The 13,891-nt window shown below is 42.7% G+C and carries 11 protein-coding genes; all 11 read left to right on the top strand.

Translation table 11 applies throughout. The features are described 5' to 3' along the window. Positions 1-61 precede the first annotated feature (61 nt). The 11 genes from ACIQXQ_RS12075 to ytaF all read left to right on the top strand — a co-directional run bounded on the left by ACIQXQ_RS12075 (position 62) and on the right by ytaF (position 13,885). Positions 62-523: a DUF441 domain-containing protein gene (locus ACIQXQ_RS12075; RefSeq protein WP_402874391.1), complete on the top strand. Its 462-nt coding sequence runs from the start codon at positions 62-64 to the stop codon at positions 521-523. A 543-nt stretch (positions 524-1,066) separates the two neighbouring features. Further along, positions 1,067-2,182, top strand: a complete 1,116-nt coding sequence (citZ, locus tag ACIQXQ_RS12070; protein ID WP_402874394.1) for a citrate synthase — start codon at positions 1,067-1,069, stop codon at positions 2,180-2,182. A 155-nt stretch (positions 2,183-2,337) separates the two neighbouring features. After that, complete coding sequence (icd, locus tag ACIQXQ_RS12065) at positions 2,338-3,606, top strand: NADP-dependent isocitrate dehydrogenase (RefSeq protein WP_402874397.1); 1,269 nt, start codon at positions 2,338-2,340, stop codon at positions 3,604-3,606. A gap of 123 nt (positions 3,607-3,729) precedes the next feature. After that, a complete protein-coding gene (mdh, locus tag ACIQXQ_RS12060) occupies positions 3,730-4,665 on the top strand; it encodes a malate dehydrogenase (RefSeq protein WP_402957714.1) in 936 nt (311 codons plus the stop codon). A gap of 252 nt (positions 4,666-4,917) precedes the next feature. Further along, a complete protein-coding gene (locus ACIQXQ_RS12055) occupies positions 4,918-5,634 on the top strand; it encodes a response regulator transcription factor (protein ID WP_402874401.1) in 717 nt (238 codons plus the stop codon). Next, positions 5,631-7,409: a two-component system histidine kinase PnpS gene (gene pnpS, locus ACIQXQ_RS12050; protein WP_402957711.1), complete on the top strand. Its 1,779-nt coding sequence runs from the start codon at positions 5,631-5,633 to the stop codon at positions 7,407-7,409. The genes ACIQXQ_RS12055 and pnpS overlap by 4 nt, the downstream gene beginning before the upstream one ends. A gap of 220 nt (positions 7,410-7,629) precedes the next feature. Continuing rightward, positions 7,630-8,643 carry an FtsH protease activity modulator HflK gene (gene hflK / locus ACIQXQ_RS12045; protein ID WP_402958065.1) on the top strand — a complete coding sequence of 338 codons (1,014 nt, stop codon included), beginning with the start codon at positions 7,630-7,632 and terminating at the stop codon, positions 8,641-8,643. Beyond that, positions 8,640-9,569, top strand: coding sequence for a protease modulator HflC (gene hflC, locus ACIQXQ_RS12040; protein WP_402957709.1), 930 nt, complete (start codon positions 8,640-8,642; stop codon positions 9,567-9,569). Before hflK ends, hflC begins: the two co-directional genes overlap by 4 nt. A gap of 128 nt (positions 9,570-9,697) precedes the next feature. Further along, entirely contained in the window at positions 9,698-12,325 is a 2,628-nt protein-coding gene (gene polA, locus ACIQXQ_RS12035) for a DNA polymerase I (RefSeq protein WP_402957707.1), read from the top strand. A gap of 19 nt (positions 12,326-12,344) precedes the next feature. Further along, positions 12,345-13,175, top strand: coding sequence for a DNA-formamidopyrimidine glycosylase (gene mutM / locus ACIQXQ_RS12030; RefSeq protein WP_402957705.1), 831 nt, complete (start codon positions 12,345-12,347; stop codon positions 13,173-13,175). A 77-nt stretch (positions 13,176-13,252) separates the two neighbouring features. Further along, on the top strand, positions 13,253-13,885 hold the full coding sequence (ytaF, locus tag ACIQXQ_RS12025) for a sporulation membrane protein YtaF (protein ID WP_402957703.1): 633 nt from the start codon (positions 13,253-13,255) through the stop codon (positions 13,883-13,885). The last annotated feature ends 6 nt before the right edge of the window (positions 13,886-13,891 follow it).

The raw sequence follows: 13,891 nt of genomic DNA, 5'->3' as shown, positions 1-13,891 counted from the left end.
ACAAAGGTAAACAGGCGGTTTGTTATGTTAAAATAACAAAAAGGAAAGAGGAGGAGGAGAAGTGATAAACGGCCCGGTCGTGTTTTTAATTTTACTTGCGGCAATCGGTTGGTTTGGGAAAAACACATCCCTTATTGCCGCAGCAGGTTTTCTTTTACTCATGAAAATCATTGGTCTTGATGCCAAAGTGTTCCCTTATTTAGAAGCAAAGGGAATCAACCTAGGCGTTACGATCATTACGATTGCAGTGCTCATCCCTATTGCTAATGGAGCGATTGGCTTCAAGGAACTGGGGGATGCGATTAAATCGCCCTATGCATGGATTGCGCTGGCTTCTGGTATAGCTGTTGCCTTGATTGCGAAAAATGGAATTACCTTGCTTTCTCACGATCCACATATTACAACCGCATTGGTTTTTGGGACGATTCTAGCCGTCGCATTATTTAAAGGTGTGGCTGTAGGTCCGTTGATCGGTGCTGGAATTGCTTATTTATGCATGCAGATTTTTGATTTTTTTAAATAATTGACACAGGGAATGAATAGTAATTGTTTAATTTTTCTGGAATCTTTTTTTCTTTTCTATGTTAGATTTATTCTGCTTCATTTCATTTTTTTGTAAGAATGTGGTGGAAAAAGCTGAAAAAAAAGGTGGATTAGGAATAGAGATTTTTCTAATGAAATAATAATTTTTTCATATTTTAAGCGCTTTTCATTCCCAAAAAAGTGATTATTGTTTATAATAATGTTGTAACTACTCCGAGTCATTATATTAGGATTTAGAAATAGTAGTTTCTGATGATCTAAAAAAAGAGTGTAGTTATTTGAGCAAGCGCTCACTAGGAAGCGAAGCTACAAGCATTAATTTTTAGAATTCGTATAAGCGATTGTAAAAGGTCGTGCATGCTCCTTTGATTGGCATTCACATCAGTGAATACTTATCGATGGGTGACGCATGTCTTCAGCTAAAAAATAGATGGTTGGGTAGGATAGCTTACTCTTGGAAGCGCTATATTTATACGTAATGAGCAAGGATATAGGGGAATTTTAGAAAAAGGAGAGATTTTATATGACAGCAACAAAAGGTCTAGAAGGTGTGGTAGCAACCACTTCATCCGTAAGCTCGATTATCGACGATACACTAACTTACGTTGGGTACGATATCGATGATTTAGCTACAAATGCCACTTTTGAGGAAGTAATCTATCTTTTATGGCATGGAGCTCTTCCAAACAAAAGCCAATTAGCTGAATTAACTAAACAACTAGCTGAAAACGCAGAACTTCCTGCAGAAGTTGTTAATCATTTCAAAACATACCCAATAGATAAAGTACATCCAATGGGTGCTCTTCGCACAGCGGTATCACTTCTTGGTCTATATGATGAAGAAGCTGACGTAATGAGTGAAGAAGCTAACTATCGTAAAGCCATTCGCATCCAAGCTAAAATCCCAACGTTGGTAACAACTTTCGCCCGTACCCGTCAAGGTAAGGAAGCGGTTGCACCACGTAAAGATCTAAGCTTCGCTGCTAACTTCTTATATATGTTAAGTGGTAACGAGCCAACTGCAATCGAAGAAGAAGCATTCAACAAAGCATTGGTTCTACATGCTGACCATGAATTAAACGCTTCTACTTTCACTGCACGCGTTTGCGTTGCTACTCTTTCTGATATCTATTCTGGCGTTACATCTGCCATTGGCGCATTAAAAGGCCCACTTCATGGCGGAGCTAACGAACAAGTTATGAAAATGCTTACAGAAATCGGTTCAGTAGAAAACGTTGAGCCTTATATCAACGAAAAACTAGCTAACAAAGAAAAAATCATGGGCTTTGGCCACCGTGTATACCGTAAAGGTGACCCACGTGCTAAACACCTTAAAGAAATGTCTAAAAAATTGACTGAGCTTACTGGTCAGCCTCAATATTATGAAATGTCGACTAAAATTCACGAAATCGTGACTGGTCAAAAAAATCTTCCGCCAAACGTAGATTTCTATTCAGCTTCTGTATACCACAGCCTAGGTATCGAGCATGACCTATTCACACCAGTCTTTGCTGTTAGCCGTGCATCAGGTTGGATCGCTCATATCCTTGAGCAATATTCAAACAACCGCCTTATCCGTCCACGTGCAGAGTATGTTGGACCAGGTATGCAAAAGTACATTCCAATTGAAAATCGATAAAATTTTTGAATAAATAAAAGTTTTTTCAAAATTTATATTTAATTTCATCGGATTTGTAGTAAATTAAAAGATGTGAGTAAACGAGGTTAGTGGTTCTGCCAAGAATTATAAGGCAGACCAACTAGCCTTTGAATTTGAATCGGAGGTAAAGAGACATGACACAAAGCCAAAAAATCACAGTTACTAACGGTGTTCTTAACGTACCAAACAATCCAATCGTTCCTTTCATTGAAGGTGACGGAATCGGTCCTGATATCTGGGCAGCAGCAGTACGCGTTTTAGACGCAGCTGTAGAAAAAGCATACAATGGCGAAAAGAAAATCGAATGGAAAGAAGTTTTAGCTGGACAAAAAGCATTTGACCAAACAGGCGAATGGCTTCCACAAGAAACTCTTGATGTCATCAACGAATATCTAATCGCTATTAAAGGACCACTTACAACTCCAATCGGTGGCGGTATCCGTTCATTGAACGTAGCATTACGCCAAGTATTAGACTTATTCGTATGTCTACGCCCAGTACGTTACTTCGAAGGTGTACCTTCTCCAGTAAAACGTCCTGAAGACACTGATATGGTTATCTTCCGTGAAAACACTGAAGATATCTATGCTGGTATCGAATATGCTAAAGGTTCTGACCAAGCGAAAAAACTTATCGACTTCTTGCAAACTGAGTTCGGTGTTAAAAACATCCGTTTCCCTGAAACTTCTGGTATTGGTATCAAGCCAATTTCTGAAGAAGGTACAAAACGTCTTGTTCGCGCTGCACTTAACTATGCAATCAAAGAAGGCCGTAAATCATTAACACTTGTTCATAAAGGTAATATCATGAAGTTCACGGAAGGCGCATTCAAAACTTGGGGTTATGAAGTTGCAGAAACTGAATTCGCTGACAAAGTGTTCACTTGGAACCAATATGATCAAATCAAAGAAGCTGAAGGAACAGAAGCTGCTAACAAAGCACAATCTGCTGCAGAAGCTGAAGGCAAAATCATCGTTAAAGATTCTATTGCCGATATCTTCTTACAACAAATCCTAACTCGTCCAAGAGAGTTTGACGTTGTTGCAACAATGAACTTAAACGGAGATTACATCTCTGATGCACTAGCTGCTCAAGTTGGCGGAATTGGTATTGCTCCAGGAGCTAACATCAACTACGAAACTGGACATGCTATTTTCGAAGCAACTCACGGTACTGCTCCTAAATATGCTGGTCTTGACAAAGTTAACCCATCTTCAGTTCTTCTTTCAGGCGTTCTTTTACTTGAACACCTTGGATGGAATGAAGCTGCGGACAGCATCACTAAATCAGTAGAACAAACAATCGCTTCTAAAGTTGTTACATACGACTTTGCCCGCCTAATGGAAGGTGCAAAAGAAGTTAAATGTTCTGAGTTCGCTGACGAGCTAATCAAAAACCTTTAATTTTTACTAATGACGCCTTCAGGAAAAGAGCTGACTTCAGCTCCTTTTCCGGGAGGCGTATAATTATGTATACAGCTGTTAAAAGTATTCCGAAATATTTGCATATTTTAAGGAGGAATTAACATGTCTACACGTAAAAAGATTACAGTAGTTGGTGCAGGATTCACTGGAGCTACCGCAGCATTCCTTGCCGCTCAAAAAGAACTCGGTGACATCGTTTTAGTTGATATTCCACAATCAGAAAACCCTACAAAAGGTAAGGCACTTGATATGGCTGAAGCAGGTCCTGTCCTAGGATTTGACGCCTCTATCATCGGCACTTCCGACTACTCAGATACAGCAGACTCAGACGTCGTCATCATCACTGCCGGGATCGCCCGCAAACCAGGCATGAGCCGTGATGATTTAGTTCAGACGAACCAAAAAGTCATGAAAGCTGTAACGAAAGAAGTGGTCAAATACTCTCCACATACAACCATCATCGTTTTAACCAATCCAGTAGATGCAATGACTTATACGGTTTACAAAGAATCGGGTTTTCCAAAAGAACGAGTAATCGGACAATCGGGCGTGCTTGATACTGCCCGTTTCCGTACGTTCGTCGCTCAAGAATTGAATATGTCGGTTAAGGACGTAACCGGTTTCGTCCTGGGTGGGCATGGTGACGACATGGTGCCTTTAGTACGTTACTCATACGCCGGAGGCATTCCTTTGGAAACATTAATACCCCAAGAACGTCTAGACACAATCGTTGCCCGTACTCGTACTGGCGGCGGGGAAATCGTCAACCTACTTGGCAATGGTAGTGCCTATTACGCACCTGCGGCATCCCTTGTGGAAATGGCGGAAGCAATCCTGAAAGACCAACATCGCGTTCTTCCATCAATCGCCTACCTTGAAGGTGAATATGGATTCGAAGGAATCTACCTTGGTGTGCCTACGGTCTTAGGTGCCAATGGAATTGAACGAATCATCGAACTTGAATTGACGGAATCTGAAAAAGCTGCCCTTTCGAAATCAGTCGATTCCGTTAAAGCAGTCATGAAAATCTTACGATAACTCATCCGTTTCATAACAAGACTGCCCGAAACGTGACAGGAATGCTTGTGTTCCTTTCACCTATCAGGTGGTCTTTTTATGTATCGGTCCGGATTTTTCGTCCTTACCTTACTTGAGGCAGTAAAAGGAATTGGTGATTTTGGGAGGACGAGAGAATTTTAAGTGTGAATTACAGATAATATTCTTTATAATAGAATTGGATGAGTAGACAAAAGCATGTCTTAGGGGTAATACATAATTCAGGAGGATCTAATGTCAAAGAAAATTCTCGTAGTGGATGATGAACAATCAATTGTTACCTTACTTCAATACAATTTAGAGCAGGCTGGTTACTCTGTAATTACAGCATTGGACGGGGAAGAAGGTTTACAGGCAGCTGTTGAGCTTTGTCCTGATTTGGTCGTATTGGATTTAATGCTACCCAAATTGGATGGGCTTGAAGTGTGTAAACAGCTTCGCCAACAGAAAATAAATATCCCGATTTTGATGTTAACAGCTAAAGATGATGAATTTGATAAGGTGCTTGGCCTGGAATTAGGAGCAGATGATTACTTAACGAAGCCCTTTAGCCCACGTGAGGTAGTTGCCCGGATTAAAGCGATACTAAGAAGATCACAGCATTCTAATAGTACTGAAAATAATGATGATCCAGAGAATGATTCACTGAAAATAGGCGACTTGAAGATCTTCCCTGAACGCTATGAAGCCTATTTCGAGGAGAATCAACTAGAATTGACTCCAAAGGAATTTGAATTACTTTTATACCTCGTGAAGAATAAAGGAAGAGTGTTAACGAGGGATCAATTATTGAGCACGGTGTGGAATTATGATTTTGCCGGAGATTCTCGTATCGTAGATGTCCATATCAGCCATCTGAGGGAGAAAATTGAATCAGACACAAAGAAACCTCTGTATATCAAAACGATAAGGGGCTTGGGTTACAAGTTCGAGGAGCCTAAAAGAGAATGACGACCTACCGTAAGAAACTGCTATTTACCCTCATCACGCTGGTGATGGTCGTACTGATGGCCGTTGGTTTTTTGTTGGGCCATCTTTTCAAAAGCTATTATATTAAAACATTCAACGAACGAATTCAAAATGAAACGTTTTTCATTTCTACATATATTAAAGAGCATGGCGGTATCACCTCCTTTTTGGAAAAAGGTAAAACGTCGAAACTAACGCCGTTGCTTGAATCCAACTTAACCATTCTTTCGACAGATGGAGAGGTTTTATATGATTCGTCCTCTTCAAATGAGTTGCTTGATAGCCATGCAGAAGTCCTTCGGAAAATCACCCTTGAAAAAACGGGGGAGCAGCGTGAAGGCTATGAAGTGGTGGAGGGGGATTCGGACCTTCATTATTACTGGAGCGCCGTTGAAAAGGATGGCGAGATTGAAGGATTTGTCATCCATAGTAATGAAATCGAGGCAATTCAACAAGTCAACCGGCAAATGTGGAGCATATTGGTCATTTGCTTGGGTGCAGCCCTGATCATCATCCTGATGCTGGCAAGTAAAATCACTTCCTATTACACACGGCCGATTGAAGAGGCCACAATGGCAGCGATTGACCTGGCAAAAGGAAATTACCGTACCCGAAAATTCGAGCAACATTCAGATGAAACGGGGATGTTGACGAACTCGTTGAATATCCTGGCAAGGAACCTCCAAGAAACCGAAATGGCGAGGGAAATGAACCAGGACCGTTTGGAAACACTCGTCGAAAACATGGGGAGTGGTGTGCTGTTGATTGACAGCAAGGGATATACAACCCTAATCAACCGGGAATTCAAGAAAATCTTTGATGTAGATTCACATACTTTCCTATATCAAGACTATTATTCTGTGATAAAGGATGAAGAAGTCATAGCTCTAATCGAAGAGATTTTCAGGACGGAAAAAACGATAAAACGTCAGGTGAAAATTCCTCTTTCCCTTAAACGTAAGCATTTCGAAATCTATGGAGCTCCCATCATCGGGGATTATGATGAATGGAAGGGAATCCTTCTTATTTTCCATGACATCACGGAACTGAAAAGACTGGAACAGATGCGGAAGGATTTTGTGGCCAATGTCTCCCATGAATTGAGGACACCGATTACTTCTATTAAAGGCTTTTCGGAAACATTGCTGGATGGGGCCTGGAAGGATGAGAAAACCCTAAAGCACTTTTTATCGATCATTTTAAATGAAAGCGATCGGCTTCAAGAGCTCATTCAGGAGCTTCTTAACTTATCCAAAATGGAACAGCAGGAATTTGTCCTGAAAACGGACAAGGTAGATATGACTACCATCCTCAAAGAGATCCAGGAAATGCTCATGGGTAAATTACGAAAAAAAGAACTCTCACTCGAAGTCAAAGTGCCTTCCCATTCGGTGGTTATTGAAGGGGAATCGGATCGGATCAAACAAGTGTTCATCAACTTGATTACCAATGCCTTGGCTTATACACCCAATGGAGGGACTGTGACTGTAACGATTGTGGAGAAGGAACAAACCGTGGATGTTATCGTGCAGGACAACGGAATCGGCATTGAGGAGAAAGAGCTTCCAAGGATCTTTGAACGATTTTATCGAATCGACAAGGCAAGGAGCCGAGATTCAGGTGGTACCGGGATCGGACTTGCCATCGTCAAACATATCGTGGAAGTTCATAAAGGCAAAATTAACGTAGAGAGTAAACCGGGTACCGGTACGACTTTCACCGTCACATTGAATAAAAAATTGAAAGGGAATGGGTAGAGTTTACACAGACTTTACACTTCCTTTATACAACCTTCATGATGGAGGGGTACAATGATGACAACCCCTCATCCAAGGAGTTAAGTAAGGCAGGGACATTTTAGTCCCTGCCTTTTTCTGTGTTGTCATTTCTAATTTGCTAAAAATTTTCAATTTTACGAAACTTTGGGCCCTTCTTTGCGTAAATAAGATATAACACCAAATTGAAGGGGTGATACATATCGTAAGCTTGAAAAGGATTTATACTATAACGGGACTTGTTTTACTTATTTTAATTCTTGGAGTGGTGGCCATTTCCACTTGGTATACGGTGGATGAATCAGATCAATCCGTCATTATGACGTTTGGTAAGGTGGAGGAGACGATAACAGAGCCAGGTCTTCATTTTAAATTACCTTGGCCGATTCAATCGGTCCATAAACTATCCAAGGAAACATTCAGCCTCCAATTCGGGTATAAGGAAGAAGGAGGAAAAGTGAAGGAGTATCCGAGAGAGACCAAGATGATAACAGGTGATGAGAATATTGTACTGGCTGACTTGGTGGTGCAATGGAAAATTACCGACCCTCCTAAATATCTCTTCAATTCGGATGATCCACAGAAGATTTTATATGATACGACTTCCGCGTCTTTAAGGAGCATCATCGGAAGTACGAAAATCGACGATGCCCTCACTTCCGGTAAGGCGAAAATTGAAGCGGATGTTCGTGAATTGCTGTCGGAATTGATGAAGAAATATGACGTGGGCATTTCCATCTCCGCGGTTAAACTGCAGGATGTCGAGCTGCCCAACGAAGAAGTGCGTAAAGCTTTCACGAACGTAACGGATGCCAGGGAGACGGCGAATACGAAAATCAATGAAGCCAATAAATACGAGAACAAAAGGATTAATGAAGCGGAAGGGGAGAAAGATGCCCTTATTTCAAAAGCGAACGGCGATAAAGCAGCCCGTACGGAAGCGGCCCGCGGTGATGTGGCAGTATTTGAAAAACTATATAGTGAATATAAAGGCAATAAGGATATCACCCGGGACCGTCTGATTATTGAGACGCTTGAACAGGTATTGCCGAATGCGGATATTTATATCATGAATGATGATGGCAATACAATGAAGTATCTACCGCTGCGCCCATTAGAAAAAGAAGAAACGAAAACGGTGCCTGTCCCTGAGGAAGAAGAAGCGAAAGCACCGGATAACGAAGAGTCGGCAGTGAAAGGGGGCACCCAGCCATGAGTGGAAAAGTGATTGATTTCAATGAGCTAAAAAAGGGCGATTTTCATTGGAGAGGTTATGTGAAAATAGGGATATTCTTCATCATCTTTATCATCCTCATGCTTATCATCTTCACTAATGTGTATATCGTCAAAGAAGGGGAATACAAAGTCGTCCGCCAATTTGGAGAAGTGGTTAGGATTGATAAAACACCAGGACTGAAAGCCAAGGTGCCATTCATTCAAAGCGTTGTGACCTTGCCCAAGTATCAAATGAGCTCCGATGTATCCGAGGCAGAAATCAATACAAGAGATAAAAAAAGGATGTTGATCGATAATTATGCGGTCTGGCGGATTGAAGACCCGAAAAAATTGATCACCAATGCGAGAACACTGGAAAACGCCGAAACAAGGATGGAAGAGTTCATCTATTCTGCGGTCCGTTCAGAGTTGGGGCAGCTGAACTATGATGAAATCATCAACGAGAAATCATCGAGGGGAAGCTTGAACGACCGCATCACAGATAAGGTCAATGAACTGTTAGTGAAGGACAACTATGGAATCAGTCTTACAGATGTTCGCATCAAACGGACGGATTTACCTACTGAAAATGAGGAGTCGGTCTATAAGCGGATGATATCCGAGCGGGAAAGTAAAGCGCAGGAATATCTATCAAAAGGGGATGCGAAGAAAAACCGGACCATCGCAAACACTGACCGAAAAGTGAAGGAAATGCTTTCATCGGCGGAAGCTGATGCAGAAGTCATCCGTGCTGAAGGAGAAGGAGAATCAGCCAAGATATATAATAAATCATTCTCCAAGGATCCTGAGTTTTATAAACTATACCGGACGCTGGAGTCTTACAAAAAAACGGTCGGTAATCAAACGGTTATCATTTTACCATCCGACTCGCCGTACGCAAGCTTGTTAATGGGAAATACTAAATAACAGCATAGCCGTTCATTTTTCTTTCCACTTCCACTCATGGTAGAATGGAAAGAGACGATGAACGGTTTTTTTGTGTGATTAATAGAAGCCGACCTACATAAAACGGGTGTGACTGGAGGAAGACAATTTTGAATAAAAAGTTAGTACTTATAGATGGAAATAGCATAGCTTACCGCGCATTTTTTGCGCTTCCGCTTTTGAATAACGACAAAGGGGTCCATACGAATTCCGTATATGGCTTCACCATGATGCTCAATCGCATTCTGGAGGAAGAAAAGCCGACCCATATACTCGTGGCCTTTGATGCCGGCAAAACGACGTTTAGACATGCGTCCTTTAAGGAATACAAGGGTGGCCGTCAGAAAACGCCACCGGAACTATCTGAACAGTTCCCCTTCATAAGGGAGCTGCTTGATTGCTTTCAAATAAAACGGTACGAACTGGAAAATTATGAAGCGGACGATATTATCGGAACGCTTTCCCTTCAGGCCGAGAAAGATGGGTTCGAGGTGAAGGTCATTTCCGGGGATAAGGATTTAACACAATTAGCTTCGCCAAAAACGACCGTCTCGATTACGAAGAAGGGCATCACTGAAATCGAGGAGTATACACCGAAGCACATCCATGAAAAGTATGGCCTTTCCCCCGTGCAAATCATTGATCTTAAAGGATTGATGGGCGATGCATCCGATAATATCCCAGGCATCCCCGGTGTGGGCGAGAAAACGGCACTTAAATTGCTGCATCAATTCGAAACGGTCGAAAACCTGCTACAATCGATTGATGAGGTTAGCGGACAGAAGTTAAAAGAAAAGATCGAGGAGCATAAAGACCTTGCGCTACTAAGTAAGGAGCTTGCGACGATCACACGAGAAGCTCCCATTGAAGTGGGTGTGGACGAAACGGAATATAACGGTATGGATCAGGAAAAGGTCATTGACTTTTATAAAGAGTTAGGTTTCTCGACTCTTCTGGAAAAACTGGACGTATCAGGACGGGAACCGCTAGAACAGGAAGACATCCATGTTCAGACGGGTTCAGAATTGACAATGGATATGCTTGCTAATGAGAATGCCCTATACCTTGAAATTCTTGAGGATAACTATCATCGTGCAGAGATCCTGGGTATTTCCATCAGTAATGAACATGGACATTTTTATTTCCCGGGTGAAAGCCTACTGACATCTGAAGTGTTCAAAACATGGGCGGAGGATGAAACCAAAAAGAAAACGGTCTTTGATGCGAAGCGTACGGTCGTCCTTCTGCGCCACCGTGGAATCGATATAAAAGGCATTGATTTTGATGTATTTCTAGCTTCCTATATCTTGGATCCCGGAGAATCTGTAGATGAAGTGGCGGAAATCACGAAAACGCAAGGGCTTGTGCGGCTAGAGAGCGATGATGTCTTTTATGGAAAAGGGGCAAAGCGGAAGATACCTGGAGATGCAGAACTTAGTGAGCATATTGCCAGAAAAGCGAAGGGCATTTTTGCATTGAAGGAACCGATGATCGAAAAGTTGCGTGAGTTCGAACAATACGATTTATTGACGGACCTTGAGCTGCCATTGTCCATCATCCTAGCAAATATGGAGTGGCAGGGCGTAAAGGTGGACATCGGAAGGCTGAAAAAGATGGGACAGGAATTGGCTGTCCGCTTAAGAAGCATTGAGGAACGAATTTTCGATTTGACCGGGGAAGCCTTCAATATCAATTCCCCGAAACAGCTCGGGGTGATCTTATTTGAAAAATTGGAGCTCCCCGTGTACAAAAAGACGAAAACGGGCTACTCCACGTCAGCGGATGTACTGGAAAAACTGGAAAGCCAGCATGATATCGTAAAGGAAATCCTGCTCTACCGGCAATTGGGCAAGTTGCAATCGACTTATATCGAGGGCTTGCTCAAAGTGGTGAACCAGGAAACGGATAAAGTGCATACCCGATTCAATCAGGCGTTGACCCAAACGGGCCGCCTTAGTTCAACGGACCCTAACTTGCAAAATATCCCGATTCGTCTAGAGGAAGGTCGGAAAATCAGACAGGCGTTCATTCCTTCCGAAAAGGATTGGATTATCTTCGCAGCCGACTATTCGCAAATCGAGCTCCGCGTATTGGCGCATATCGCCAATGACAGTGGATTGGTTGAAGCGTTCAGGGCCGGGATGGATATTCATACAAGGACGGCAATGGATGTATTCCATGTGCCTTCCGAGGAAGTCACATCAAATATGCGTAGACACGCTAAAGCCGTAAACTTCGGAATCGTTTATGGAATAAGTGACTATGGACTTTCTCAAAGTCTTGGGATAACACGTAAGGAAGCTGGGGAGTTCATCGAGAGGTATTTCAAAAGCTTCCCTGGTGTGCAGGATTATATGGAAGAAAGCATTCATGAAGCACGTAAGAACGGATACAGCACAACATTACTGCAAAGAAGGCGCTACATTCCCGAAATCACGAGCCGTAATTTCAATATCAGAAGTTTTGCTGAAAGGACAGCGATGAATACCCCAATCCAGGGAAGTGCCGCAGATGTCATTAAACTAGCGATGATCAATATGAACGAACGCCTGAAAAAAGAAGGGCTTAAAACGAGGATGCTTCTGCAGGTACATGATGAATTGATTTTCGAAACACCACCGGAGGAGCTCGAGATCCTGATGAAGATCGTTCCGGAAGAAATGGAAAATGCGATTGAATTGAACGTTCCACTCAAAGTGGATTATGCATATGGACCAACATGGTTTGATGCTAAATAAATGAAGATAGGTGATTGTAATGCCAGAACTTCCTGAAGTGGAAACCGTCAGAAGAACATTGGAACAGCTTGTATTAGGAAAGGAAATCATGGAGGTTTCCGTCTTCTGGCCCAAAATCATAAAGGCACCTGAGCCAGTTGAACAGTTTCAAGATGCATTAAGGGGCCAGACGATTCACAGCATTGGCCGTCGGGGCAAGTTCCTCATTTTCACCATGGATGATTATTCCATGGTCTCCCACTTAAGGATGGAAGGGAAATACGGTGTCCATCTGAAAGGGGACCCTTACGATAAACATACCCATGTCATCTTCACGTTCACGGATGGCAGTGAGCTTAGGTATCGGGATGTCCGCAAATTCGGAACGATGCATTTATTCCGTAAAGGAGAGGAAATGGAGCAAATGCCTCTGTTGCATTTAGGTCCTGAACCTCTATCGGACGAGTTCACCGTCGAGGGACTTCGGGCAAAACTTGCGAAAACGAGCAGGAAGATCAAACCTGTTCTACTCGATCAAACCGTCGTGGTCGGGATCGGTAATATATATGTGGACGAATCCTTATTCCGTTCGGGCATTCATCCTGAACGGGTGGCTTCCACCCTTACATTGGAAGAAATTCAAAGGCTGCATGGCGAAATCATCGCCACTTTGAGCGAAGCCGTGGAAAAAGGCGGGAGCACGATACGTTCATACGTCAACTCGCAAGGTCAAATCGGCATGTTCCAGTTGGAATTGAATGTATACGGACGCAAAGGGGAGAACTGCAAGATCTGCGGTACCCCGCTCGAAAAGCTGGTCGTCGCAGGACGGGGCACGCATATATGCCCGACTTGCCAGCCATATAAGTAATCATTTGATCAAACACATCGGATGGGCTCCTCCCATATACTAGGGTAGCAACAAGAAGGGAAGGAGCATTCATTCCGATGTGGCTACAAATTATTTTTCTTGCTTTTGCAGTAAGCATTGACGGTTTCGGTGTTGGCATGACGTTCGGTATGCGCAAGGTGAAAATACCCTTGAAATCCATTGCCGTCGTATCGGTCTGTTCGGCAATGAGCCTAGGTATTGCGATGGTCATCGGTGAATTCATCAGTCAGCTTATCTCTGTCGGGGCCGCAGAAAGAACAGGGGGCATTATCCTCGTGCTTCTGGGCTCGTGGATGGTGTACCAATATTTTAGGCCCGAGAAGGAAACGAATGATGAGCGATACCATGAAAAAATCATCTTCAATTTTGAAATAAAATCACTTGGAGTGGCTATCAATATCTTACAAAAACCAATGAATGCCGATTTTGATAAATCAGGGACGATTACCGGTATCGAGGCGCTTGTATTGGGCTTCGCATTGTCACTGGATGCGTTCGGTGCCGGAGTGGGAGCTGCCATGATGGGGATTTCCCCAATCATTCTTGCCCTTTGCATTGCTGTGATGAGCTTCATCTTTATCGGGAGCGGACTTCAATGCGGCAAATTGCTTTCCAATAACAAAATCGTGCAGCATCTGACCTTTCTTCCGGGGTTATTACTGATTTTAATCGGCCTATTCAAGTTATAGAGAGCG

The organism is Peribacillus sp. NPDC097198 (assembly GCF_044762055.1).
Lineage (GTDB): Bacteria > Bacillota > Bacilli > Bacillales > DSM-1321 > Peribacillus.
Note: the sequence above shows the minus strand (reverse complement) of the source record. Positions and strands in the feature narration are given on the sequence as shown.

Bases quoted from the DNA above. Each gene is read 5' to 3' on its own strand.
- ytaF (WP_402957703.1), top strand. From the start codon at position 13,253: ATGTGGCTACAAATTATTTTTCTTGCTTTTGCAGTAAGCATTGACGGT.
- hflC (WP_402957709.1), top strand. From the start codon at position 8,640: ATGAGTGGAAAAGTGATTGATTTCAATGAGCTAAAAAAGGGCGATTTT.
- pnpS (WP_402957711.1), top strand. From the start codon at position 5,631: ATGACGACCTACCGTAAGAAACTGCTATTTACCCTCATCACGCTGGTG.
- ACIQXQ_RS12055 (WP_402874401.1), top strand. From the start codon at position 4,918: ATGTCAAAGAAAATTCTCGTAGTGGATGATGAACAATCAATTGTTACC.
- mutM (WP_402957705.1), top strand. From the start codon at position 12,345: ATGCCAGAACTTCCTGAAGTGGAAACCGTCAGAAGAACATTGGAACAG.
- icd (WP_402874397.1), top strand. From the start codon at position 2,338: ATGACACAAAGCCAAAAAATCACAGTTACTAACGGTGTTCTTAACGTA.
- mdh (WP_402957714.1), top strand. From the start codon at position 3,730: ATGTCTACACGTAAAAAGATTACAGTAGTTGGTGCAGGATTCACTGGA.
- citZ (WP_402874394.1), top strand. From the start codon at position 1,067: ATGACAGCAACAAAAGGTCTAGAAGGTGTGGTAGCAACCACTTCATCC.